The following is a 24,743-nucleotide window of genomic DNA, read 5'->3' as shown; positions in this document are numbered from 1 at the left end:
GGCTCTCGCTCTCTGCGAGGAGGAAGCTGGAACCCATCGACAGTCGTGACCCAGAGCGGGATCACACCCCCGCGAGCCCGTGGTTTCCTTCCTTCACGTCTTGCTCCACCGTCGCCACCTTGAAGCTGACCAGCTTCGACGGTCCGAACGATGTCACCATGGCGACATCGGTGGCATCGCGCCCCCGCGCCATGAGGATGCGGCCGATGCGCGGCGTATTGTGCCGCGCATCGAACGTGTACCAGCGGTCGCCCAGATAGACCTCGAACCAGGCGCTGAAGTCCATCGGCACCGGATCCGGCGGCACGCCGATGTCGCCGAGATAGCCGGTGCAGTAGCGCGCCGGGATGTTCATGCAGCGGCAGAGCGTAATGGCGAGATGGGCGAAGTCGCGACAGACACCCTTCTTCTGCGTATAGGCGTCGAACGCCGTCTTCAGCGGGCTCGCATGGGCATAGCCGAAGGTGATGTGATTGTGGACGAAATCACAGATGGCCTGCACCAGCGGCCAGCCCTTGGGCACATGCCCGAACTTGGACCAGGCGATATTGCTCAGCCGATCCGTCTCGCAATAGCGGCTGCCCAGCAGAAACATCAGCACATCCACCGGCAGGTCACCGAGCGCGTGCTGGGGCGCATCCGGAGCCACCGCGTCGGGAAGGCCACTGTCACGGATGACGAAATCCGTGTGCATGGTGATCCGGCCGGCCGGGGCCTCGATGACGTGGCAAAAATTGCCGAAGCTGTCGTGATAGGTGTTGGCCACGATCAGCGGATCAAACAATGCCCGGTCGAGGCTCACCAGATCCCCGATGCGAGAAGGGTGCACGCTCAAGGTGAGAATCATGGGGGCAGGCTGGGGACACTCATAGGTAATCTCGTAGCCGGCACGGATAAGCATGGGGACCTCAAGGGTGCGCGGGCATGGCCCGCAGGATCGGTTATGGTGCGTGCAACTGGACATATCGCGCCTTAAGCGCATGGCTTGCGGCGGAAGGGTGCCCTGACGTGAACGGAATTTCTTGCTTGTTGGCGGCGCAGGACATGTCGCCGGTCTCGGTGCTCAATGCAGATGGCCGATCCGCGTTCCTTATCGTCGCGGACCATGCGGGCAATGCGTTTCCACGCTCATCGGGCAGGCTTCGCCTCAATGTGGCGGACCAAGAGCGCCACATAGCGTGGGATCTCGGCATTGCCGGAGCCTGCCGGTCTCTTTCAGACCTACTCGATACTGCGGTGATACAACAGAACTATTCCCGGCTCGTCATCGACTGCAACCGGCCGCCGGGCACGCCACAATCCATTCCCGAAGTCAGCGACGGCACTCTCGTGCCCGGAAACCAGGGCCTCGATGCAGCCGCGCGGCGGGCGCGGGAGGCCGAGATTTTTCACCCCTACCATGCGCGCATCGCCGCGGAGTTGGATCGCCGACAGGCGGCAGGCCGTCCCGTGGTCCTTATCGCCATGCACAGCTTCACGCCCGTCTTCGACGGCATCCGACGCCCGTGGCAGGTCGGCGTCCTCCATCACCGCGACAGCCGGCTCGCGCACGCTCTGCTCGCGGAACTTCACCGGCAGGGCGACCTGACCGTCGGCGACAATGAGCCATACGATGTGGGTGACGCGACGGACTGGACCATCCCGGTGCACGGCGAGCAACGGGGCATCCTCCATGTGGGCATCGAGATCCGGCAGGATCTCATCGCCCGGCCGGAAGATCAGGCGGTCTGGGCCGCACGCCTCGCCGACGCCCTGCCGCGTGCCCTGGCACGTTTAGAGGGCGATAAAGAGCGAGTCTCGCCCCTCTCCTGCAAGGGATAGCGCCCCCGCCGGAGGCGTCATTCACCCGCCAGATGATGCAGGACGATGCCGCTGGTGGTGGCGACGTTCAGGCTGTCGAAGCCCGGCGCCATGGGGATGGAGACGGTGCGGGTGGCGGCGAGAATGTCCGCCGGAAGGCCCGGCCCCTCCGTGCCGAACAGGGCGGCCGTGCGCGCGGCGGGCACATAGGCGGAGAGCGCCATGGTGCCGGACGGGCTCAGCGAGACCACCTCGACCCCCGCCCCCTCCAGCAGCCGCACCATGGCCACCCCGTCGGCGACGCGGGCGAAGGGCACGGTGAGACAGGCCCCCACCGACACGCGGATGGCCTTGCGGTAGAGTGGGTCGCAGCAGGCCGCGTCCAGCAGCACCGCATGTGCCCCGAAGGCGGCGGCGTTGCGGAAGATGCCGCCCATATTGTCGTGATTGGCGATGCCGCAAAGCCCCACCACGCGCGCCCGCGCCGGCAGGCCCGCCAGCAGCGCCTCGACCTGCGGAGCGGGCGGCGGCTCCACCAAGGCGAGGATGCCGCGATGGATATGGAAGCCCGCAATGGCATCCATCACGTCCTGCGCGGCCACATAGACCGGTGCATCGCCCAGGTCAGGCAGGTCGGACAGGCGCCGGGCGCTCGCCTCCGACAGGAGGACGGACCGGATAATGTGGTCCGGCCGTCCGGCGACGAGCCGCAGCACCACCTCGCCCTCCGCCATGAACAGGCCCTGCCGTCCGACGAGATCGCGCTCGCGCACGGACAGGAAACCGGCGACCCGCGGATCGCCGGGATCGGTGACGGACTGCATCATCCGGCGCGATGCTTTGCCGACTTCGCAGGGCCCGTGGAGGCGCGCACCACCAGATGGGGCTCCAGAACCGTGCGCTCCATGGGGCGCTGGGGATCCGCGATGCGGGCGAGCGCCAGCTTGGCGGCGGCGACACCATATTCGGGAATGCGGGTGAAGACGGTGGTCAAGGCGGGATGCCAGAGGGCGGCCTCGCCGATATCGTCATAGCCGACGATGGAGAAGTCCGCGCCCGCTGTGAGCCCGGCCGCCTGGATGCCCATGAGGGCCCCGAAGGCGCACAGATCGTTGAAGCACACGGCGGCGGTGGGCGGATCGGGAAGCCGCAACAATGCTTCCACCGCCAACCTTCCATGCTCGCGCGTGCCGCGCCCGGACGCCCAGAGCGTGGGATCATAGGCAAGGCCGTGGGCGGCGAGGCCGGCCTGATAGCCCTCAAGACGGCGGCGGCCCGTGGAGGCCGCGTCGAAGCCGCCGATCATGGCGATACGCCGGTGGCCGAGCGCCACAAGATGGGACACGGCGAGCGACACGCCGGTCACGTCGTCCGAGCCCGCGAAATCGAAGCCGGAGCCTTCCACCTCCCGCGTCACCTGCACCACCGCGATGCCGGAAATGGCGAGCGCGCGCAGATCGTCCACGCCGGTTCCGGCGGCGGGGGAGACGATGAAGGCGTCGGGCCGGTATTCCGCGAGCGTGCCGAGGATACGGGTCTGGCGCGTCACGTCCTCCTGGCCCACCCCCAGCAGGACAGTCTTGCCCGCGGCGGACAGCGCTTCTTCCAGCGCTGCAAGAAGCTCGGTGAAGGAGGGATTGATGATGTCGTGCAGGCCGACGCCGATGATGTTGGTGCGCGCCGTGCGCAGCGAGGCCGCGCCGCGATTGGCCACATAGCCGCGCGCACGGGCGACGTCCTGCACCCGCAGGCGCGTCTCCTCCGCCACCACGGGGCTGTCGCGCAGCGCCAGGGACACCGTGGCGGTGGACAGGCCCAGTTCCACCGCGAGGCGCTGCAGCGTCACCTTGCCTCCACCGGCCGAGATTCGGTCCCCGTCCATCGCCCCTCCCCTGCCCCTCGCCTTGTAAGGATGCGCGACCCCGCTGGCAATTGATCGCCGGGCCGCGCCCGACCGCTGCGGGCCTCGCGGGGGCACAAGCCTCATGCTAAACGATTTAATCCACGTCGCCAAAGGCGTGGCGGCCGGGCTCCACGCCCGGCTGGAAGGGTTCAGGGAGGTGTCGCAATCATGGAACGCGCGCGGATCGGCTTCATCGGTGTCGGCCTCATGGGCCACGGCATGGCGCGGAATTTTCTGGAAAAGGGCTTTGCGCTCACCGTTCTCGGCCATCGCAACCGGGCGCCGGTGGAGGATCTGGTGGCGCGGGGCGCTTCGGAAGCGTCAAGCCCAGAGGATCTGGCTGCCCGCAGCGACATCGTCTTCCTGTGCGTCACCGGTGCGGCGCAGGTGGAGCCCCTGGTGCGCGGCCTCGTGGACGGTGCGGCAAGCGGCCTGCATATCGTGGACTGCTCCACGTCCGAGCCCACCCTGACCATGGCGCTCCATGCGGAACTGAAGCCGCTGGGCATCCAGATGTGCGACGCCCCGCTGGGCGGAACCCCGGCCAATGCGGCGGAGGGCACGCTGTCCGCCATGGTGGGGGCGGAGCCGGACGCTTTCGCCCGCATCGCGCCCGCCATCGCCGCCTTTGCCGCGCGCACCGTCCATGTGGGCGCGCCGGGCGCGGGCCACACCATGAAGCTGCTCAACAATTTCCTGTCGCTGGGCTATGGCGCCATCTATGCGGAGGCACTGGCGCTGGCCGCCAAGGTGGGCGTGACGCCGCAGACCTTCGACAGCGTGATCCGGGGCTCGCGCATGGATTGCGGCTTCTACCAGACCTACATGAAATATGTGCTGGAGCGGGACGTGAACGCCCACCGCTTCACGCTGTCCAATGCCCATAAGGACATGCGCTACGTGAACAATCTCGCCAGCGCCACGGGCGCGGCGAACTTCGTGGGGGCGAGCGTGAAGAACATCTACGCCGCCGCCGAGGGCCTGGGCCACGGCGCCTGGAACGTCCCGCAGATCTCGGACGTGGTGGCCACCCTCAATGGGGTCAGCCTCGGCCCTGTGCCGCAGGAGGAGTGAGCCGACCGGGGACGACCAACAGGTCGTCCCATTCCGCCATCAGTTCACCCAGCCGGTTTTACCGGTCAGCCCGGGCAGCGCACATAGACCATGGTGCCGTAGCGGCGGGCCACTTCCGGGTCCACCCACTTCAGCGCCAGCACATTGCCGTTGAAGCTCACCACCTGCCGGTCACGATCGCCGCCGGCGGGATCCTCGGGCGGGCCGATGAAGACCGGCTGGCCGGGCACCTGCTTGGAGATCACTTCGGTGAGCTTGGTATCATCCGCCAGATACATCATCACGCCGCCATTGGGGCCGGCGGTGATGATGTAGGGGTTCGAGCATTGGGCCTTGGCTTGGTTCTCGGTGCGCACCGCGTCCTCCGGCCTGTGATAGGCGGCAAGGCCGTAGCGGCCCACCAGCGCCGAGGCGGGGATGGGGCTGGTGAATTGGGGGATCGCCGGCACGGGCGGCGGCGGCGGTTCGGAGGCGCAGCCGGCCAGGATCAAGGCGAGCGCCGCCAGACCGAAGGCGGACCGGCGCACCGCACGCGAGGGCCGCGCGGCCTGGGCGGACTTGAGGAAGGACACAGGCATTCACACACTCCGAGCCGGCGCTGGGGCCTCGCATTCAGGTGGAAAGGCGCCGGAGGCAGTGCCCGACGCCGGGAACGGTCCACGACCGTCCACCACGCCGGAGGGGCCGCCCCCCGCTCCTGAGCGAGCGCGCGTCCCGCTTCGCCGAAAGCTGCGCGTCCCCGGCGAAACGGACCGTGCCGGATCGAACCATAGAGCCTGACGGCCCCTGCGTCGATCCGCCGGGCCGCCCAAAGCGCCCCGCCTCACCCCGTTCAGATCAAGACTAGCGGACGATCCCTTACACAAAGGTAAGGATCGCGCCCTTGACGTAAGCGGGGCGGGTCCATATCTCCCTGCCGCAGCTTGGCACTCTGGAAAAGGGAGTGCCAAAGGCGTGGGAGACCCTGCGCCATGGCCCGAAGATAATCGAGAGGATCAGGCCCATGTCCTTCCGCCCCCTGCACGACCGCGTCGTCGTGAAGCGCATCGAAGCCGAGCAGAAGACGGCCGGCGGCATCATCATCCCCGACACCGCCAAGGAAAAGCCCCAGGAGGGCGAGGTGGTCTCCGTGGGTCCCGGCGCCCGCAACGAGAAGGGCGAACTGGTCGCCCTCGACGTGAAGTCTGGAGATCGCGTGCTGTTCGGCAAGTGGTCCGGCACCGAAGTGAAGATCGATGGTCAGGACCTCCTGATCATGAAGGAAAGCGACATTCTCGGCGTCGTCGCCTGAGCATCGCTCCCTCCGCCTTTCCCTTTTTCCTGATTTAGGAGACGGCACATGGCTGCCAAGGACGTGAAATTTTCGGGCGAAGCCCGTGAGAAGCTGCTGCGCGGCGTGGATATCCTCGCCAATGCGGTGAAGGTGACGCTCGGCCCCAAGGGCCGCAATGTGGTCATCGAGAAGTCGTTCGGCGCCCCGCGCATCACCAAGGACGGCGTCACCGTCGCCAAGGAGATCGAGCTGGAAGACCGCTTCGAGAATCTCGGCGCCCAGCTGGTTCGCGAAGTCGCTTCCAAGACCAATGACCTGGCCGGCGACGGCACCACCACGGCCACCGTGCTGGCCCAGGCCATCGTGAAGGAAGGCGCCAAGGCGGTTGCCGCCGGCATGAACCCCATGGACCTGAAGCGCGGCATCGATCTCGCCGTCGCCGCGGCCCTCAAGGACATCCAGGCCCGGGCCAAGAAGGTGTCTTCCTCTTCGGAAGTCGCCCAGGTCGGTACCATTTCCGCCAACGGCGATTCCGACATCGGCGAGATGATCGCCGGCGCCATGCAGCGGGTCGGCAACGAGGGTGTCATCACCGTCGAGGAAGCCAAGACCGCCGAGACCGAGCTGGATGTCGTGGAAGGCATGCAGTTCGACCGCGGCTACCTCTCTCCGTATTTCATCACGAATGCGGAAAAGATGGTCGCCGAGATGGAAGACCCCTACATCCTCATCTTCGAGAAGAAGCTCTCGGGCCTCCAGCCCATCCTGCCGGTTCTCGAGGCCGTCGTTCAGTCCGGCAAGCCGCTGGTGATCGTGGCCGAGGACGTGGAAGGCGAGGCGCTCGCCACGCTCGTGGTGAACCGTCTGCGCGGTGGCCTGAAGGTCGCGGCCGTGAAGGCCCCCGGCTTCGGCGATCGCCGCAAGGCCATGCTTGAGGATATCGCCATCCTCACCAACGGCCAGGTCATCTCCGAGGACCTCGGCATCAAGCTTGAGAATGTCACCCTCGACATGCTCGGCCGCGCCAAGAAGGTGATCCTCGAGAAGGAGAAGACCACCATCGTTGACGGCACCGGCGAGAAGTCCGAGATCGACGCCCGCGTGGCGCAGATCAAGGCGCAGATCGAGGAGACCTCCTCGGACTACGACCGCGAGAAGCTCCAGGAGCGCCTGGCCAAGCTCGCGGGCGGCGTCGCGGTGATCCGCGTCGGCGGCGTGACCGAGGTTGAGGTCAAGGAGAAGAAGGACCGCGTTGACGACGCGCTGAACGCCACCCGCGCTGCGGTGGAAGAAGGCATCGTCCCCGGCGGCGGCGTCGCTCTGCTCCGCGCCAAGAAGGCCGTCGAGGCCATCTCGGCCGAGAACCCCGACATCGTCGCGGGCATCAAGATCGTGCTGCGCGCCCTTGAGGCCCCCATCCGCCAGATCGCCGAGAATGCTGGCGTGGAAGGCTCCATCGTGGTGGGCAAGGTCCTCGAGGCCACCGACCCGAACTTCGGCTTCAATGCGCAGACCGAAGAGTATGGCGACCTCGTGAAGGCCGGCGTCGTGGATCCGGCCAAGGTGGTGCGCACCGCTCTCCAGGACGCGGCTTCCGTGGCCGGCCTGCTGGTGACCACCGAGGCTCTCGTTGCCGACCTGCCCAAGAAGGACAGCGGCGCTCCGGCCATGCCGGGCGGCGGCATGGGCGGCATGGACTTCTGAGGAAGTCCATCCGACCAACAGTTCTCAAAGCCGAAGCCGGCAACGCCGGCGTCGGTGGCGGCATGGACTTCTGAGGAAGTCCATTTTCCTGCTCAAAATCGAAGGGCGCGGCGGAAGCCGCGCCCTTTCGCATTTCAAGCCCATGTCTCGTTCATGTGCCACGCCCGACCGGCACTACTCCCTCAGGTCAGCGCCTCCGGATCATTGCGATGCGACGCCTTGACACGAGAACCCAAATACGGAATGGTTTTCTGAAATCGGAATGAAATGAAGGGCGCTCCTGGCGTCCTGGTTCCAGGGTGTCCCACGCCCTGGTCCCGGCACCCGGCAGGATAAGGGCGGACGACCAAACCGGCGGACCGCCTGCCCACAACCCGGGAGGAAACCAATGGCCATATCTCGCCTTTCGGCGATCGCTTTGTCATGCGCTCTCGCCGGCGCAGCCTTTCAGACCCTGCCTGCGCGGGCCGACGACCTCAAGCTCTCCACCCTGCTGCCACTGACCGGACCCTACGCGAATTATTCCGTCGAGTTCCGGCTCGGCATGGAGATCGCGAAGGACGAGATCAACGCCGCTGGCGGCGCGGGCGGGCGCAAGATCGACCTCGCCGTGCTCGACACCCAGAGCAATAACGGCCAGGTGGTGAGCCTCGTGCGCCAGGCCTGCGGCAATTCCTTCGCCGTGCTCGGACCGAGCATGTCCAACGAGGCGCAGGTGGCCTTCCCGGTGGCCAACGGCCTCGGCTGCCCCTCCATCTCCTCCTCGGCGGCAGCCTCCGGCCTCACGGACAAGAACCGTCCCTGGACCTTCACCTATGCCAGCCCCGCGCCCATCATCGCGCCCCAGGCGGTGGAGTTGCTGGTGTCCCGCCTCAAGGCGAAGAAGGCCGTGGTGGTGGTGGACCGCGGCGATGCCGCCGCCAACGACCAGGGCACCATCGCCGAGCGCACGCTCAAGGAGAAGGGCGTGGAGACCCAGACCTATAGCATCAGCGCGTCCGACCTGGACTTCAGTCCCGTGGTGACCCGCATCCGTGGCCAGGAGCCGGACCTCGTGGTGCTTTCCACCACCGACAAGGGCGCGCTCAGCGTGCTTAAGGAACTGAAGCGGACCGGCTCCAACGCGAAGGTGCTGATCACCCAGTCGGCCTTCACGCCGCTGATCAGCTCTGCCGGTGCCGAGACCCTGGAAGGGGTCTATCGCTATACCGAGTTCGACCCCACCTCCTCCACCGACCCGCGCGTCGTGGCGTTCGTGGAGGCCTTCAAGGCGCGCAATAACGGCCGCGCGCCCACCCAGCTCGCCACCCAAGCCTATGACCTCGTCTATCTGGTCAAGGAAATGGTGGAGGAGGGCAAGCTCACCGGCAAGGATCAGGCGGCCGACCGCAAGGCCCTGGTCGACCGCCTCGCGGCATTGAAGGACTGGAAGAGCATTTCCGGCCCCATGTCCATCACGCCCCAGGGCTATGCGGTGAAACCCGTGACCGTGCTCGTCTTCCATGACGGCAAGCCGCAGAAGGTCGCGGCCGACTAGCCGCCCGCACCGCCTCGCTTGCTTGGGCACCGGCCGGGCCACATCCCGGCCGCGCCGTGCCCGATCCCGTCGCTTCGAGCGGATTGACGTTCCATGCAGATTTTTCTTCAGCAATTCGTCAACGGGCTGACGATCGGCGCCGGCTACGCGCTCGTGGCCGTTGGCTTCACCCTGATCTTCGGCGTGCTGCGCGTGGTCTATCTCGCCCACAGCGCCGTGCTGGTGGTGGGCGCCTATCTGGGCCTGTTCGCCCTGGACTGGAGCGGCAGCATCCCGCTCGCCCTTGCGCTCGGCACTGTCGGCGCGGCGCTCATGGGGCTGGTGGTAGAGCGCGTGGCCCTGCGGCCGGTGGCGGGCCAGAACCACCTCATCTCCCTGGTGACCACCGTTTCCATCGCCACCGTGATCCAGGAAACGCTGCGCCTCTCCGTCCAGCACGGACAGCCCATCTCCTATCCCACGGGCGCGGCGGCAGTGCTGCTGCGGTTCCACCTGGGCGGTATCGAGCTGCATCTGACCGTAGGCCAGCTGGCGGTGATGGTGGTGACGCTGGTGCTCGTGGTCGCGCTCACTCTCCTGGTCCAGCGCACCTGGATGGGCCGCTCCATCCGGGCGGTGGCGGATAATCCCACCATCGCCGCCATGCTGGGCGTTCGGGTAAAGGCGGTGTCCGCGCAGACGGTGGCCGTCGCCTCGGCGCTCGCGGGAGCGGCGGGTGTCCTGCTCGGCCTCACCCTGCCGGCCATCGATCCTTATGTGGGCGAGCATCTCCAGTTCAAGGCGCTGGCGGTGGTGCTGTTCGGGGGCCTGGGCAGCGTGCCCGGAGCGGTGCTGGGCGGCCTTCTGCTCGGCCTCGTGGAGGCTCTCGCCGCCGGATATCTCGAAACCTCCTACCGGGATCTGTTCGCCTTCGCGGCCATGGTCCTCATCCTCACCTTCCGTCCCGCAGGTCTGCTGGGGCGCCGCCCGGTGGAGCGCGTGTGATGGGTACCGGATCCCTCGAAGCCTTCGCGACCATCCAGCTCATCTATCTGATCGCCGCGCTCGGCCATTACATGCCGCTCTCCATGAAGCAGCTCGACGTGGGCATTGCGGGCTATTTCGCCCTCGGCGCCTATGTGAGCGCCCTCCTCACCCGCGACTGGGGCGTGCCGTTCGAACTGGCACTGCTGGCAGGCACCCTCGCCGGCGCGCTCGGCGCGGTGGTGGTGGATGCGCTGGCGACCCGCGTGCGCCTCGCGGGCTTCGCCTATGCCATCTTCAGCCTCAGCTTCGCCGAGGCGCTGCGCATCATCCTCAACAATGTGAGCGCGGTGGGCGGCTCGGGGGGCCTTGTCGGCATTCCCGCCCATACCACCCTGCCCCTGGTGGCGGGGCTCGCGCTGGTCATCCTCGTCGGCTTCTGGCTGTTCGACCGCGCCCGCCTCGGCCAGCTCAAGACCGCCATCGGCGACGACGAACTGATCGTTCCCGTCATGGGCGTCCCGCTGGTGGCCACCAAGCTCACCATCTTCGCCATGGGCGGGGGGCTGGGCGGGCTCGCAGGCGGGCTCTATTCCCACTATGTGCTCTTCATCCGGCCGGATGATTTCGGCTTCGCCCTGCTCATCAGCCTCCAGCTTCCCATCGTGTTCGGCGGACTGGACCGCTTCTATGGGGCAGTGGCGGGCATCCTGATCCTCGGCTGCGTGCCCGAAATGGTGCGGGGCCTCGCGGACTACCGGCTGCTCTTCATGGGGGCCGCGACGCTCGCCGTGCTGGCGGTTCGGCCGTCCGGCCTCATCACCCATGCCACTGTCGCCACCGTGAAGCGATGGCTCGGCCTGCCTTCCGGCGGGGCGCCGCGCCGCGCCGTCACCGGGGTTCCGGCGCCGACCGTGGCCACCGCTGCCGGGCCGTTGGTGGTGGACGGGATCTGCGTGCGTTTCGGCGGCATCGCGGCGCTCGACGGCGTCGGCATGACCATTCCCACCACGCCGGGCATCAGCGCGGTGATCGGCCCCAACGGCGCGGGAAAGACCACCTTCTTCAACGTGCTCACGGGGTTGATCCGGCCGCAGGCCGGGCAGATCCGGCTGGAAGGCCGGGACCTGGTGGGCCTGCGCCCGGACCAGGTGTTCAAGGCGCGCATCGCCCGCACCTTCCAGGGCGTGCGCCTGTTCAGCCACCTCTGCGTCTATCGCAACGTGATGCTGGCGGCACGCTCCGCCACGCCCGACGGCGCCCTGGCCCGCGCGCGGGCCGAGCGGGCCCTTGCCGCTGCCGGGCTCGACCAAGCCGCATGGGGCCTGCCGCCCGATCGCCTCACTTTGCTGGACCGGCGGCTGGTGGAGATCGCCCGCGGCCTCGCCGCCCGGCCGGTCGTGCTGCTGCTGGACGAGCCGGCGGCGGGCCTCAACAGCGCCGAGAAGGAACGCCTGGGGGCCCTGCTGGGGCACCTGGCGGAGGCCTTCGCGTGCCGCATCGTGATCGTGGAGCACGACATGAAGCTGGTCATGTCCATCGCCGAGACCGTCTGGGTGATGAATTTCGGCCGCGTGCTGAGCCACGGCACGCCCGAGGAGATCCGCAACGACCCGGCCGTCATCGAGGCCTATCTCGGCAGCGAGGCCGCCCATGCATGACACCACGCCCCTGAGCCGCCTCGCCGTGCTCGACGTGCAGGGCCTCACCTGCGGCTATGGCCGCACCGAGATCATCCATGGGGTGGACCTGCGGGTGCACCAGGGCGAGATCGTCTGCCTCATCGGCAATAACGGTGCGGGCAAGTCCACCCTCATCAAGGCGGTCATCGGCGCCATCCCCACGCTGAAGGGACAGGTGCGCCTGCGCGGCGAGGATCTGGCCCGCCAAGACATGGCGGCGCGCATCGGCCGGGGCATCGCCGTGGTGCCGGAGGGGCGCGGCGTGCTCGCCCAGCTCTCGGTGGCGGACAATCTGCTCATGGGCGGCTATGTGCGCCGAGGGGCGCCCTGGCTGGACGAGGAGATGGCGCGCATCTACGCGCTCTTTCCCATCCTCGCGGAACGCCGTCATCAGGCCGCCGGCACGCTGAGCGGCGGCGAGCAGCAGATGCTGGTGATCGGCCGCGCGCTCATGAGTCGCCCGGACCTCCTGATCCTGGACGAACCCTCCTTCGGCCTCGCGCCGAAGATCGTCGAGTCCATCTTCGCCGTCATCGAGGGCCTGCGGGACGCGGGCAACACCGTGCTTCTCGTGGAGCAGAACGCCCGCATCGCGCTGCGCGTGGCCGATCGCGGCTACGTGCTCGCCTCCGGCCGCACGATCCTCGACGGACCGGCAGAGCGGCTCAGCGAGGACACCACGGTGCGCGACATCTATCTCGGCTCCGGGTGAGGCACCCGGCCGGGCCACCGCTCAACGGCAAAGCGAGACGACAATGACAACACGCAACACGCCCGACCTCGTCCTGGTGCTGGACCCCATCCACGAGGACGGCATCGCGCGCCTCGCCCGCTCCTTCCGGCTGAAGCTGCCGGGCGAAGCTCTCTCGGCGGAGGACCTGTCCCAGGCCACGGCGGCGGTGGTGCGCGCCTTCGAGGTGAACGGCCCCTGGCTGGCGCAGACCCCGCGCCTGCGCATCGTCACCAAGCACGGCTCGGGCGTGGACAATATCGATGTTCCCGCCGCCACCGCGCACGGGGTGATGGTGGCCAACACGCCGGGCGGCGCCAATTCCACGGCGGTGGCAGAAGGCGCGGTGGCGCTCATGCTGGCGGTGCTTCGCCGGGTGCGGGAGATGGACGCGCTGGTGCGCGAGAACCGGTTCGGCGAGCGCTGGACGCTGCGGCTTGGCGACCTCACCGGCGGGCGGCTCGGCCTCGTGGGGTTCGGCCAGATATCCCGCGTGACGGCGCGCATCGGCGGCGCGGGCTTCGGCATGAGCGTCAGTGCCTTCGACCCCTTCGTGAGCGCCGAGGAGATGGCCAAGGCCGGGGTGGCCAAAGTGGAGGACCTGACGGATCTCATGGCCGGCTCGGACGTGATCTCCGTCCATGTGCCGCTCAGCGCCCGCACGCGGCATCTCATCGGCGAGAGGGAACTCGCCGCGATGCCCGCCAACGCCATCATCGTCAACACCTCGCGCGGCGGGCTCATCCACGAGCCGTCCTTGGCGGCGGCCTTGCGGGAAGGCCGCATCGCCGGGGCGGGCATCGACGTGTTCGACGTGGAGCCCCCGCCCGCCGACGATCCCCTCTTCGCCCTGCCCAATGTGGTGCTGAGCCCCCATGTGGCTGGCGTCACCAACGGCAGCATGCGCGACATGGCGCTGAACGTGGCCAAGGTGGTGGAGCAGGCGCTTTCCGGCGGGCGTCCCGCCACGCTGCTCAATCCCGATGTGCTGGCGAGCGCCGCCACCTGACGGGCCGGAGCCGGGCTCCGGCCCGGCGCCTTCAGGCGTGGGAATAAAGCGGCCGGCCCGCCACCGGCAGGTCGGCGCACAGAATGGTCCCGGTCTTCGATTCGGTGATGAAGATCGTCTTGTTGTCCGGGCCACCGAACGCGCAATTGGTGGTCAGATGCCCCTCCGGCGACGTGATGCGCAGCAAGGGCTCGCCGAGATGGCTGAACAGCCAGACGGACCCGAGCCCCACATGGCAGACCACCAGATTGTCGTCCGCATCGATGGCGAGGCCGTCGGGGCCGCTGCCGCCCGACATCTGGATGAAGGTGCCCACCTTGCTCGCCGTCCCGTCGCGCATGATGGGCACGCGCCAGACGGCATTGGCCCGCGTCACCGCCAGCAGGACGGCGCTTTCCGCCTTGTTGAGCACGAGGCCGTTGGGGCTCGGAATGCCCTTCAGCACGCAGTCCAGCGTCCCGTCCGTGCGCAGCCGGTAGAGGCAGCCGGAGGGATCGTGCAGGCCGGTCTGGCCCTGGTCGGTGAAATAGAGGTCGCCATTGCCGGCGAAGATCAGGTCGTTCACGCCTTTGAAGCGCTGGAGCATGGTGCGCTCCAGATAGGGCTCCACGCGCCCGGTGCGCGGGTCGAACACCATGATCCCGTTCTTGTGGTCGGTGATGAAGGCGCGGCCGTCCTTGTGGAACTTCAGGCCGTTCGGCTCGCCGTCATATTCCGCCTCCACGCTCACCTTGCCCTCCGGCGTCACCTTGATGAGCCGCCCCCAGGGAATGTCCACGACCCAGAGATTGCCCATGCGGTCGAAGGACGGCCCTTCCAGAAAGGTCGGAACCGGCGTGCCGCCGAACTGCACCTCGGCCCATTCCGAGCGCCGTCCGATGACCTTGATCTCCTCCGGCATCACCACGAAGGGACGCGCGACGATGGTGGGCGGGGCTGCATACATGCGTTTCCTCCTGGTCTGCGGCCGATCCTGACACGCTGCGGCCGCTTCGATCCAACGCTCTGATTTTTCATGACTTCAACGGTCCGCCGAAGAGGGCCGCCGCCGGGAGCATGGATGGCTTCCCCAACCATTGACTCCCGATTTAGGAACTGTATTCTTATTTCGGAACAAAAACGACAACAAACTGCTTCGGCATGCCCCCTGCGGGCAGCCGGGAGGATCCCCTTCGATGACAGTCCAGGCCCACCTGAAGGAAGCCATGTCGCGTTATCCGAGCGGCGTCGTGATCGTGACGATGCGCGACCGCGACCGGACGCCGCGCGGCTTCACCGCCTCCTCCTTCACCTCGGTCTCCATGAACCCGCCCATGGTGCTGATCTGCCTGGCGGAAGGAGCGGAATGCCATCCGCATTTCGTGTCCGCCGAGACGTTCGCGGTCAGTGTTCTACGGCCCGAGCACAAGGATCTCGCCCTCACCTTCGCCAAGCGCGGCGAGGACAAGTTCGCGACTGAGGCGCTGCGCCCCAACGCCCACGGGCTCGACGTGGTGGAGGACGCGGTCGCGACCCTGGTCTGCCGTACGCGGGAAGCCATCCCGTGCGGGGACCACACCGTCATCCTCGGCGAGGTCCAGGAAACCGCGCTCGGCGATCCCGGCCCCGCCCTCGCCTATCACCAGCGCGCCTTCGTCACTGTGGGCTGACCGCGCGCCGCCCTTCCCTTCCCGCAGAAAACAAGAAGGTGTCCCATGACCCGGCAGATGCACCTCACGGGCTTCTACATCCACAGCCCCATCAACCACACCATTGCGAGCTGGACGGATCCCGCCGACGAGCGGCTGGAGGGCATGAAGGGCTTCGCCCACTGGCAGGACCTCGCCCGCACGCTGGAGCGCGGCTGCTTCGACGGCCTGTTCTTCGCCGACACGCCCGGCGGCTTCGAGCGCTACAAGGACAGCATGGACAGCGCCATCCGCTACGGCGTGTGCTGGCCGTCCCATGATCCTCTCGCGCTGGTGCCGGCCATGGCGGCGGTCACCGAGCATCTGGGCTTCGGCGTCACGCTCTCGCTCTCCGGGATCCCGCCTTATCTGGCGGTGCGCACCTTCTCCACGCTCGACTATCTCACCGGCGGGCGGATGGGCTGGAACGTCGTCACCGGCCATCTGCGCGGCGAGCATCGTGCGCTCGGCCTCGACCAGTTGGAGCATGACGAGCGCTACGACCGGGCCGAGGAATATCTGGAGATCTGCTACCGCCTGTGGGACGGCTTCCCCCCCGAGGCGGTGGTGGCGGACCGGGCGAGCGGCGTGCTGGTGGACCCCGCCAAGGTGAAAATCGTGGATTTTGAGGGCCGCTACCTCAAGTGCCACGCCGCGCCGCCGACCTTCCCCTCGCCCCAGGGGCGGCCCGTCCTGTTCCAGGCGGGCACGTCCGGCCGGGGCCAGCGCTTCGCCGTGTCCCATGCGGACGTGATCTTCTCCATCCAGCCGCAAATTCCCGGCATGCATGATTTCATGAAGCAGGTGCGGGCCGCGGCGACCGCCGCCGGAAAGGACCCGGACGTGAAGGTGACGTTCGGCATCCAGCCCATCATCGCCGGCACGGAGGCGGAAGCACAGCGCCTGCGCGAGGAACTGCTCGCCCGCGTGCCCATCGAGGGGGCGCTCGCCCGCGCATCCGGCACGCTCGGCATCGATTTCAGCAAGTTCAATATCGATGAGCCCATCGAGCATATCGAGACGCAGGCGTCCCAGGGCCTCATGTCCGCCATCACGGCTTTGTTCGGCGACCGCCGCCTCACCTTCCGCGAGGCGGCGCTGAAATGGGGCTGCGCGGCGGGCATGCTCCAGATCGTCGGCACGCCGGAGCAGGTGGCCGCGCAGATGGAGACCATCTGGCGCGAGACCGGTTGCCACGGCTTCAACATCACCCCCACCACCAATATCGGCAGCATCCGCACCTTCGTGGACGAGGTGGTGCCGATCCTCCAGCGGCGCGGCGTCCAGCGCACCGCCTATGAGGGGCGGACCTTCCGCGAAAATCTCGCGGGCCGCGCGGCGACAGGCGCCCCGCGCGAACTGGCACCCGCCTGAGGGACGAGCGAGCCTTGACCGCCCCCTGCCAGCCGCCGGATCCCGCTCCCCGCCCGCCGCGCCTTAGCGCTCCGGCGGGGGCCACGGATTGCCACATCCATATCTTCGGGCCGCAAGAGACCTATCCCTACGTGCCCGAGCGCATGTACACGCCGCCGGACGCAAGCCCGGCAGCCTTCCGCCACCTGGCGGATACGCTGGGCATCGAGCGTGTGGTGGTGATCCAGGCCAGCGTGTACGGCCTGGACAATTCCCGCCTCCTCGCCGCCCTTACCGACCTGGGGCGGCCCGCCCGCGCGGTGGTGGTGGTGCACCCCGACGTGCCCGATGCCGAGCTGGACCGCCTGCACGCGGCGGGCGCGCGGGGCGTGCGCATCATCGCCACCCATCCCGGCGGCCCGGGCCTCGACGGGCTGGAGCGGCTGGCGCCCCGACTGGCCGAGCGGGGCTGGCATATTCAATTCATGCTGTCCCCATCGCAGATGGTGACGCTGGAAGCGCGGCTCGCGGCCCTGCCCTGTCCCGTGGTGATCGACCATTTCGCAGGCATCCCCGCCGCCGGGGGGATCGACCAGCCCGCCTTCCAGGCTTTGCTGCGGCTCATGGAATCGGAGCGGGCCTGGGCGAAGCTCTCGGCGGCCTATCACTGCTCGGCCCTGCCGCCGCCCTACCCGGACCTCGCCCCGTTCGCGCAGGCGCTGATCAACCTGGTGCCCGACCGGCTGGTCTGGGGCTCCGACTGGCCGCATCCGCATCTCCAGGGGGAGATGCCGAATACGACTGTGCTGTTCGACCGGCTGGCGGACTGGCTTCCCGATACCGACCTGCTGCGCCGGGTGCTGGTGGACAATCCCGCGCGCCTCTACGGTTTCTAGGGCGGCGCGCCGCTCAGTCTCGGCCTCTGAAGCGGCCCTTCCCCATGCCCGTGGCGGCCGTCTATTTCCGGGGCGCTGAACTGGACTTCGGCCGTCCGCGCTTGCGCACGGGCGCTTCGGGCGGGGGCTCCAACGCGGCAGCCAGGCTGCCGGGCGGGAACGGACCGCGATAGTTCAGGATGCGGGACAACTCCTCGGCGGCGGTTCGCACCAGCCCGGTGAAATGGTCCAGATGGTCCCGCAGGCGGATGGTGGGCCCGGCGATGGTGATGGAGCAGCGCACGGTGCCGCTCTCGTCGAACACCGCCCCCGCGACCCCGCTCGCCCCGTCGATGAGCCCGTCAATGTCGAACACCACACCGGTCTCGCGGATCTGCGCGATGCGCTCATCCAGCTCCGCCCGATCGACGGTGCGCGGGGTGAAGCGGACGAAGGGCGTCGCGTCCAGATAAGCCGCGCGCTCCGCCTCGGTCATGAAGGCCAGCAGCACGTTCCCGGCGGCGGTGCAGTAAAGCGGGCGGCGGTTTCCCACCCGCACGGCGAAGCGCAGCAGCTTCTCGGATTCGATGACATCCACATAAGTCACTTCGTGGCCGCTCTCGGCGAGAACGCCGAGCAGGATGGTCTCCTCCGTCTCCGAGGCGAGCCATTCCAGGGTGGGGCGGGCGCAGCGCGGGAAGGCGCTGGCCTGACGCAGGCTGGAGCCGAGCTTCAGCGCCTCGGCGCCCAGCAGGTAGCGCCCGGCGGCGGTGCGGATATAGCCACCCGCCTCCAGCGCCTTGAGCAGGCTGAACAGGCTGGTCTTGGGCAGGTCGAGCTGGTCGCTCAGGGCGGCCAGGGTCTTGCCCTCGGTGCTGTCGGCAAGCATCGCCAGGACATTCATGACCCGCAGCACGGAACGCGGGCCGGCCTGCTTATCATCGGTGTCCTGCACGCCTCGTCGCCCCTTCCCGCGCGCCGCGCCCGGACGCGCGGAACCCCTCGGGATATAGAGGGAAACCGGCGCGCGCGAAAGCGCTCCCCATGCTGCGCCGCATCGCTTCAGCCGGCGAACAGGCGGGGCACGGCGTGGGTGAACCAGGGCACGAAGGCGACGGTCAGCACCCCGGCCAGCAAGGTCAGGAAATAGGGCATCATGGCCTGGGAGGTGCGCTCCACGCTGGCCCCCATGACGGCGCAGGAGATGTAGAAGCCGATGCCGATGGGCGGCATGAAGATGCCAACCCCCATGGCGAGGATCATCACGATGCCATAATGCACCGCGTCGATGCCGAGCCCGGCGGCGATGGGCAGGAGGACCGGGCCGAGGATGATGAGCGCGGGCAGTCCCTCCAGGAGCGCCCCCACCACCATCAACAGCAGGATCGAGCCCAGCATGAAGACGGTGTGGTTGTTGCCCGCCAGCGCCAGCAGGTCGATGAGCTGGGTGTGCAGGTCGGCCGCCGAGAGCGTCCAGCCGAAGGCCCCCGCCGCCGCGACGATGAACAGCACCATGCCCGACAGAACGGCGGCATTCACCCCCACCCGCACCAGCGCGCGCCATTCCAGCGCCCGATAGACGAACAGGGCAAGCACCAGTCCGTAGGCCACCGCGAAAGCCGAGATCTCGGTGGGCGTCGCGAAGCCGAACTTGATGCCCAGCACCATGAAGACCGGCATGGCCAGCGGCAGGATGGCGGACGCGGCGCTGCGGCCGATGGCGCGGGCGGACATGCGGGGCGAGGCCACCTCGCCCCGGCGGCGCGCCAGGGCATAGATGAGCACCATGAGGAACACGGCGATCACCGCCGCCGGCAGCAGCCCCGCCATGAACAGGGTACCGATGGAGATGGGCGTCACCGAGCCCAGCACAAGCATGGCAATGGAGGGCGGGATGGTCTCCGCCATGGCGGCCGAGGCGGAGAGCACGGCGGCACCCTCGCGGGCGGAATAGCCCCGTTTCTCCAGCTCCGCCTTCATGACCGAGCCCACCGCCGCCACGTCCGCCGCCTTGGAGCCGGAAATGCCGGAAATGAGATAGATGGTGATGACCACCACCTGCAGCAGGCCGCCGCGCAGATGGCCCACCAGCGCCATGGCGAACTGCACGAAGCGCACGCTGATGCCGCCCTGCTCCATCACCGCGCCCGCCAGGATGAAGAAGGGCAACGAGAGCAAAATGAAGTTGCTGTTCGCATCCAGCATGTTCTGCGGCAGCGCGATGGTCGGGATGTCGGTGGAGGCCAGGAAGGCCAATGTGGTCAGCATGAGCGCGAGGCCCACCGGCATGCTCAGCAGCACCGCCAGCGCGAAGATGGCGACGATGAGCGGCAATGCGTGGTCCGAGGCGAACACATCGGTCCAGGGCTCCCACACCGCCCAGAGACCCAGGGCGATGAGCGCGAGCACGCCTGCGACCGCCAGATGCACCGCCCGCGCAAAGCCCGTCAGCCGCTCCAATGCGGTCAGCGCCACCACCACCATGCCCAGCGTGAAGGGCACCACGGACCAGGCGCCCGACAGGCCCAGCATGGGCAGCACCTCGCCGAGGCGGCTGCGGAACAGGCCGATGGAGGCAAGGCCCGCCGCCACGGTGACGATGAGCACGAGATATTCCACCAGGGCCCGGCACACCTCGCGCCAGAAGGGCGGCAATGCGCTGATCCCCACCATGATGGCGGCATGCTGGCCGCGCCGATAGGCAATCGCGCCACCCAGGAAGGCGATGACCGGCAAGGTCAGCTTGGCGCTGTCGTCCGCCCACAGGATACTCGAATGGGCGAGCGCGCGCAGGGTGACGCTGACGAGGGTGATGGCGAGCTGCGCCACCAGCGCCGTCACCACCACCGCATCGAGGCCGGCATCGAACAGCCGGGGCAGGCGCAATGCGCCGGAGGCTGCCGGGGGCACGGCATGCCCCTGCGAGACGGATTCCAGGTGGGACATGGCCGGTGCCTTCCGCTGAACGGCGCGCGGCGCGCCCAGGCGGGGCGCCCGCAGAGGTCGGGTTGCGGGATGGGATAGCGGGCGCGAAACCGCCCGCCCGATACGCCTCAGGTGGCGGTTTCCTTCAGCACCATGTCCACGAGATCGGCGCCAAGGACGGGGCGGAACTCGTCATAAACGGGCTGCATGCGTTCCCGGAACGGCCGGTGGTCCACGGTGTTGAACTTGATGCCCTTTTCCTCGCACACCTTGCGCGCCGCATCGGCGCTGTCCGCCGCCACCTTGCGCCAGGTGACGGACAGCCCGCCCGCCAGCTCGCGCAGGATGGCGCCGTTCTTGGCACCCAGGCTGTCGAACTTCGGCTTGTTCATGAGCAGCGCCGAGGCGTTGTAGACGTGGTTCGTCAGCGAGACGTAGGACACCACCTCGTTGAGCTTGGAGGCGACCAGGGAGGCGAGCGGGATCTCCATGCCCTGCACCGCGTTCTGCGACAAAGCGAGATAAAGCTCGGCCACGTCCAGCACCACCGGCACCGCGCCCACCGCCTTGAACATGGCGGCGAACATGGGGCTCTGCTGGATGCGGATCTTCATGCGGTCGAGGTCGGCGGGCTGGACGATGGGTTTGCCATTGGTCTCCATGACGCGCCAGCCGTGATGACCCCAGCACAGGCCGGTCACCGCCTTCTCTTCCAGGCTCGCGAAGATCGCCGTGCCGACGGACCCCTTCAGCACCCGCTCGGCCACGTCTCCATTGGGGAAGACGAAGGGCAGATCGAGGATCTGCATCTTCGGATAATAGGACGAGAAGAAACCGGCGGTGTGGACCACCATGTCCACGGTGCCCGTGCTCACCCCCGAGACGATATTGGCCGAGCTGCCGAGCTGGCCGCCACCATAGACGCGCACGCGCACCTCGCCGCCGGTGCGCTCCTCAACCGACTTTCCGAACTCCTCGAACATCTTCTGGAACGGATGCTGGACGCTGTCCGGCTGTGCCAGCTTCAGCGTGACGCCCGCCGCCCGCGCAATATGGGGAGCGCCGATCACCGTGGCGGCGGCACCTGCCGCAAGACCCGCGCGCAACAGGGCGCGCCTGTTCATCTTGAGATCCATGGTTTCCTCCGGCTTGTCTTTTGTTCGGCGACTTGATGTCGAGCCTTGATGTCCGGTCGGCGCAGGGCGCGCGACCGCGTTCGGGGCGGGCGAACCCGCCCCGTTTCAGCCGTTCACGGCAGGCCGCCTCGCCCTCAGGCGGCGGCGCTCATGGAATGGTCAGGCGTCCGTCCAGACGGCGTCGCGCACCTTCACGCCCGCCGCCTCCACATTGCGGCCCATCTGCAGCAGCTCGAACAGCGAGGCGCCGTCCTGGAGCTTGCGGCGCAGGCCCATTTCCTTCTCGTTGCGTTCGCGCGCGCCCTTTACCGCCCGCTCCAGCGAGCGCAGGGGAATGGCGAGCACGCCATCGTCATCCGCCACGATCACGTCGCCCGGGTCCACCCGCACGCCGTCGCACACCACCGGCACATTGACCGCGCCGGGGCCGCGCTTCTCGGGGTGGCTGGAGGAGATGGAGGTGGACCAAGTGAGCGAGCCGATCTCCCGCAGCGCGCCGGTATCGCGCGCCGGGCCATCCACCACGATGCCCGCAATGCCCTTCTGCTTGGCGAAATTGGCCGCCACGTCGCCCCACAGCGCGCCATGGGAGCCGCCGCCATTCACCAGCACCAGCACATGGCCCCTCCCGGCGACGTTGAGGGCGGCATGGATCATCAGGTTGTCGCCCGGAAAATTATACGAGGTCACGGCCTGCCCGACGATCCTCTGGCCGGGCGCGATGGGCCGCATGCGCGGGCCCATGAGCTGCATGCGCCCCTCCACCGGACCCAGCGCCTCGTGCAGGTCGGAGACGGGATAGTTCGCCACTTCCTCCAGAAGATCGGCGGGGCATTCCGGGATGCGCGTGTAGATGACGGAATCCATCTGTCCTCCCAATTGGGGGTCTTGGCCCCCTCGTTCCGAAAACGATAGAATGCCAATATCGGAAAGTCATTCCTTTTTTCGTACTAATTTATCTCTCGCAGCTCCGGCCCGTCGTCCACCGAATGGCCCGTCCTGCGACGCTGCTCCCCGCGCGGAAGAAGCATGAACCCGCATGCCCACGTGTCTCGTCGGGTGCTGCCGGGTCGCTGATGAGGCATGCGTGCGCGCGGCCACCAAACGGCTGGGATGACCCGAGCGCTCCGCCACATGCCGGTCCCGCCATGGGCGCTTTCCGCGCACTCCCGATCCCGCTGCGCGACGCCCGAAGGCATGGGCACATGTGTCCTGAATATTTATCTACTAATTTTATGGATATAATTGACTTAACAGAAAAAAGCTGCCTATCATTTGAAAGCACACATGAATTTTGTGAGATCGGGAGAGCGGACATGGGCTTCAGGGGTAGATGGGGAACGCGCGCCGTGCTCGCGCTGACGATGTCGGCCCTGGCCGGCAGCGCCTGGGCCGAGCAGGCGGGCGGCGCATCTCCGGCGGCCCAGCAGGAGCCGCGACGCGGCGGCACCCTGACGGCCATCATCCAGCCGGAGCCGGTGATCCTCACCGCCGCGATCAACACGGCCGCCCCGACCGGCGTCGTGACCGGCTCCATCTTCGACGGGCTGGTGGATTACGACGCCAACCTCAATCCCGTGCCCGCACTGGCGGAATCCTGGGAGACATCGGCCGACGGCAAGACCCTCACGCTGCATCTGCGCAAGGGCGTGAAGTGGCACGACGGCAAGCCCTTCACCTCCGCGGACGTGAAATGGACTCTGGAGCAGGTCTGGAAGAAGATTCATCCGCGCAACCAGGCCACCTTCGCCAAGGTGACCTCGGTGGATACGCCCGACGACACGACCGTGGTGCTGAACCTCAGCGAGCCTTCGGTGGCGATCCTCTCCTCGCTCAATTCCAACGGCGCCCAAGTGCTGCCCAAGCACCTCTATGAGGGCACCGACATCCTGAACAACCCCCACAACAACAAGCCCGTGGGCACCGGCCCGTTCGTCTTCAAGGAGTGGAGCCGCGGCAATTATATCGTCCTTGAACGCAACCCCGACTACTGGGCCAAGGGCAAACCCTATCTCGACCGTATCGTCTATCGCGTGATCCCGGATGCGGCGGCCCGCTCGGCGGCGCTGGAGAAGGGCGAGGTGCAATATGCGGTGCTGAGCCCCGTGCCGCTGAAGGATGCGGAGCGGCTCGCCAAGCTGCCGAACCTGCGCGTCACCACACAGGGCTATGAGTGGCTCTCGCCCTGGCTGTTCGCCGACTTCAACGTGGAGCGGCCCCAGCTGAAGGACCCGAAGGTGCGCCAGGCGCTGGCCCAGGCCATCGACCGCAACACTATTTCCAAGGTGGTGTGGTTCGGCTTCGCCAAGCCCGCCGACAGCCCGATCCCCTCGACGCTGACGGCCTTCCATGACACCAGCGGCATCACCTATCCCTTCGACCCGAAGAAGGCCGAGGCACTGCTGGACGAGGCGGGATACAAGCGCGGCGCCGATGGCGTGCGCTTCACGCTGGACATCGACTACATTCCCTATGGCGACGACTTCAAGCGTACCGCCGAATATCTGAAGCAGGCCCTGAAGCGCATCGGCGTGGACGCGAACGTGCGCTCCCAGGACACCGCCGCCTATACCAAGCGCATCTATGGCGACCGCGACTTCGATATCGCCATCACCTGGTTCGCCGCCTTCTCCGATCCGCAGGTCGGGGTGAACCGCGCTTACGGGTCTGGTCCCATCGGCAAGAACATCCCTTGGACCAATGGCTCGGGCTATCGCAACCCGCAGGTGGACGCGCTCATCGCCGCCACGCAGGGCGAAGCGGACCCCAAGAAACGCATCCAGCTCTTCAAGGACCTGCAGAAGGTGGTGCTGACCGACCTGCCCACCCTGCCGCTGGTGGAGCTGAAGTTCTTCACCGTGGAAGCCGCGAACCTGAAGCACCCGCAGCCGACCGGCGACCAGGTCTACGGGTCGTTCCGCGACTTCTGGTTCGACGACGCCAAGGCGGCCGACGCCAAGCCTGCGGATACGAAGTCAAACTGAGGTTCTCCCCAACTGGCCGTCCGGGAAACCGGACGGCCCTTTCTTCATTGCAGCCCGAGACGCCGCCATGGCCATCCTGTCCCGCCGCCACGTCCTTGCCGCCACCGCCGGCGCCGCCCTGCAGGGGA

The 24,743-nt window shown here is 67.7% G+C and carries 22 protein-coding genes; 13 read left to right on the top strand and 9 right to left on the bottom strand.

Features of this window, described 5'->3' with window-relative positions; translation table 11 throughout:
• Positions 1 to 61: 61 nt before the first annotated feature.
• The gene (locus EJJ38_RS03070) at positions 62 to 901 is read right to left on the bottom strand and encodes a transglutaminase-like domain-containing protein (protein WP_127088641.1); all 840 of its coding nucleotides are present in this window, start codon (positions 899 to 901) and stop codon (positions 62 to 64) included.
• A gap of 23 nt (positions 902 to 924) precedes the next feature.
• Between EJJ38_RS03070 and EJJ38_RS03065 the strand changes: the two genes are divergently transcribed.
• Positions 925 to 1,821 (top strand): N-formylglutamate amidohydrolase, encoded by an 897-nt coding sequence (locus tag EJJ38_RS03065; protein WP_205666088.1) that lies wholly within the window; start codon positions 925 to 927, stop codon positions 1,819 to 1,821.
• 17 nt (positions 1,822 to 1,838) lie between these two features.
• On the opposite strand, the gene EJJ38_RS03060 is transcribed toward EJJ38_RS03065, so the two are convergent.
• Positions 1,839 to 2,627, bottom strand: coding sequence for a TrmH family RNA methyltransferase (locus EJJ38_RS03060; protein WP_127088640.1), 789 nt, complete (start codon positions 2,625 to 2,627; stop codon positions 1,839 to 1,841).
• Positions 2,624 to 3,682, bottom strand: coding sequence for a LacI family DNA-binding transcriptional regulator (locus EJJ38_RS03055; protein WP_127088639.1), 1,059 nt, complete (start codon positions 3,680 to 3,682; stop codon positions 2,624 to 2,626). The genes EJJ38_RS03060 and EJJ38_RS03055 overlap by 4 nt, the downstream gene beginning before the upstream one ends.
• A 189-nt stretch (positions 3,683 to 3,871) precedes the next feature.
• Between EJJ38_RS03055 and EJJ38_RS03050 the strand changes: the two genes are divergently transcribed.
• Positions 3,872 to 4,777: an NAD(P)-dependent oxidoreductase gene (locus EJJ38_RS03050; protein ID WP_127088638.1), complete on the top strand. Its 906-nt coding sequence runs from the start codon at positions 3,872 to 3,874 to the stop codon at positions 4,775 to 4,777.
• Between the two features lie 65 nt (positions 4,778 to 4,842).
• On the opposite strand, the gene EJJ38_RS03045 is transcribed toward EJJ38_RS03050, so the two are convergent.
• Positions 4,843 to 5,355, bottom strand: a complete 513-nt coding sequence (locus tag EJJ38_RS03045; protein WP_127088637.1) for a hypothetical protein — start codon at positions 5,353 to 5,355, stop codon at positions 4,843 to 4,845.
• A gap of 425 nt (positions 5,356 to 5,780) precedes the next feature.
• Here EJJ38_RS03045 and groES point away from each other — a divergent pair, with 425 nt between their 5' ends.
• The 7 genes from groES (at position 5,781) to EJJ38_RS03010 (ending at position 13,675) form a co-directional block, all read left to right on the top strand.
• A complete protein-coding gene (groES, locus tag EJJ38_RS03040) occupies positions 5,781 to 6,068 on the top strand; it encodes a co-chaperone GroES (protein ID WP_127088636.1) in 288 nt (95 codons plus the stop codon).
• Between the two features lie 48 nt (positions 6,069 to 6,116).
• Positions 6,117 to 7,754: a chaperonin GroEL gene (groL, locus tag EJJ38_RS03035; RefSeq protein WP_127088635.1), complete on the top strand. Its 1,638-nt coding sequence runs from the start codon at positions 6,117 to 6,119 to the stop codon at positions 7,752 to 7,754.
• Positions 7,755 to 8,142: 388 nt separating this feature from the next.
• A complete protein-coding gene (locus EJJ38_RS03030) occupies positions 8,143 to 9,291 on the top strand; it encodes an ABC transporter substrate-binding protein (protein ID WP_127088634.1) in 1,149 nt (382 codons plus the stop codon).
• A gap of 93 nt (positions 9,292 to 9,384) precedes the next feature.
• Entirely contained in the window at positions 9,385 to 10,275 is an 891-nt protein-coding gene (locus tag EJJ38_RS03025) for a branched-chain amino acid ABC transporter permease (protein WP_127088633.1), read from the top strand.
• On the top strand, positions 10,275 to 11,915 hold the full coding sequence (locus EJJ38_RS03020; RefSeq protein ID WP_127088632.1) for a branched-chain amino acid ABC transporter ATP-binding protein/permease: 1,641 nt from the start codon (positions 10,275 to 10,277) through the stop codon (positions 11,913 to 11,915). Before EJJ38_RS03025 ends, EJJ38_RS03020 begins: the two co-directional genes overlap by 1 nt.
• A 25-nt stretch (positions 11,916 to 11,940) precedes the next feature.
• A complete protein-coding gene (locus tag EJJ38_RS03015) occupies positions 11,941 to 12,648 on the top strand; it encodes an ABC transporter ATP-binding protein (RefSeq protein ID WP_205666090.1) in 708 nt (235 codons plus the stop codon).
• 43 nt (positions 12,649 to 12,691) lie between these two features.
• Positions 12,692 to 13,675: a hydroxyacid dehydrogenase gene (locus EJJ38_RS03010; RefSeq protein WP_127088630.1), complete on the top strand. Its 984-nt coding sequence runs from the start codon at positions 12,692 to 12,694 to the stop codon at positions 13,673 to 13,675.
• 31 nt (positions 13,676 to 13,706) lie between these two features.
• Here EJJ38_RS03010 and EJJ38_RS03005 read toward each other — a convergent pair whose 3' ends face one another.
• A complete protein-coding gene (locus EJJ38_RS03005) occupies positions 13,707 to 14,621 on the bottom strand; it encodes an SMP-30/gluconolactonase/LRE family protein (RefSeq protein WP_127088629.1) in 915 nt (304 codons plus the stop codon).
• Between the two features lie 229 nt (positions 14,622 to 14,850).
• Here EJJ38_RS03005 and EJJ38_RS03000 point away from each other — a divergent pair, with 229 nt between their 5' ends.
• From EJJ38_RS03000 to EJJ38_RS02990, 3 genes are read left to right on the top strand one after another with little or no spacing between them, the layout of a single operon-like run.
• Positions 14,851 to 15,324 carry a flavin reductase family protein gene (locus tag EJJ38_RS03000; RefSeq protein WP_127088628.1) on the top strand — a complete coding sequence of 158 codons (474 nt, stop codon included), beginning with the start codon at positions 14,851 to 14,853 and terminating at the stop codon, positions 15,322 to 15,324.
• Between the two features lie 45 nt (positions 15,325 to 15,369).
• Positions 15,370 to 16,716 carry an NtaA/DmoA family FMN-dependent monooxygenase gene (locus tag EJJ38_RS02995; protein ID WP_127088627.1) on the top strand — a complete coding sequence of 449 codons (1,347 nt, stop codon included), beginning with the start codon at positions 15,370 to 15,372 and terminating at the stop codon, positions 16,714 to 16,716.
• Positions 16,717 to 16,730: 14 nt separating this feature from the next.
• On the top strand, positions 16,731 to 17,591 hold the full coding sequence (locus EJJ38_RS02990) for an amidohydrolase family protein (RefSeq protein WP_245454084.1): 861 nt from the start codon (positions 16,731 to 16,733) through the stop codon (positions 17,589 to 17,591).
• Positions 17,592 to 17,652: 61 nt separating this feature from the next.
• Here the strand turns inward: EJJ38_RS02990 and EJJ38_RS02985 are convergent, their stop codons facing one another.
• The 4 genes from EJJ38_RS02985 to EJJ38_RS02970 all read right to left on the bottom strand — a co-directional run bounded on the left by EJJ38_RS02985 (position 17,653) and on the right by EJJ38_RS02970 (position 22,498).
• Positions 17,653 to 18,525 (bottom strand): IclR family transcriptional regulator, encoded by an 873-nt coding sequence (locus EJJ38_RS02985; RefSeq protein WP_127088626.1) that lies wholly within the window; start codon positions 18,523 to 18,525, stop codon positions 17,653 to 17,655.
• A 107-nt stretch (positions 18,526 to 18,632) separates the two neighbouring features.
• Positions 18,633 to 20,516: a TRAP transporter large permease gene (locus EJJ38_RS02980; RefSeq protein WP_127088625.1), complete on the bottom strand. Its 1,884-nt coding sequence runs from the start codon at positions 20,514 to 20,516 to the stop codon at positions 18,633 to 18,635.
• 107 nt (positions 20,517 to 20,623) lie between these two features.
• On the bottom strand, positions 20,624 to 21,631 hold the full coding sequence (locus EJJ38_RS02975; protein ID WP_127088624.1) for a TRAP transporter substrate-binding protein: 1,008 nt from the start codon (positions 21,629 to 21,631) through the stop codon (positions 20,624 to 20,626).
• Positions 21,632 to 21,790: 159 nt separating this feature from the next.
• Positions 21,791 to 22,498, bottom strand: a complete 708-nt coding sequence (locus tag EJJ38_RS02970; RefSeq protein ID WP_127088623.1) for an RraA family protein — start codon at positions 22,496 to 22,498, stop codon at positions 21,791 to 21,793.
• 482 nt (positions 22,499 to 22,980) lie between these two features.
• Here EJJ38_RS02970 and EJJ38_RS02965 point away from each other — a divergent pair, with 482 nt between their 5' ends.
• Positions 22,981 to 24,615 carry an ABC transporter substrate-binding protein gene (locus tag EJJ38_RS02965; RefSeq protein ID WP_245454083.1) on the top strand — a complete coding sequence of 545 codons (1,635 nt, stop codon included), beginning with the start codon at positions 22,981 to 22,983 and terminating at the stop codon, positions 24,613 to 24,615.
• Positions 24,616 to 24,743: the final 128 nt, after the last annotated feature.

This window comes from Aquabacter cavernae (assembly GCF_003993795.1).
GTDB lineage: Bacteria > Pseudomonadota > Alphaproteobacteria > Rhizobiales > Xanthobacteraceae > Aquabacter > Aquabacter cavernae.
This window is presented reverse-complemented; position numbering and strand designations above follow the sequence as displayed.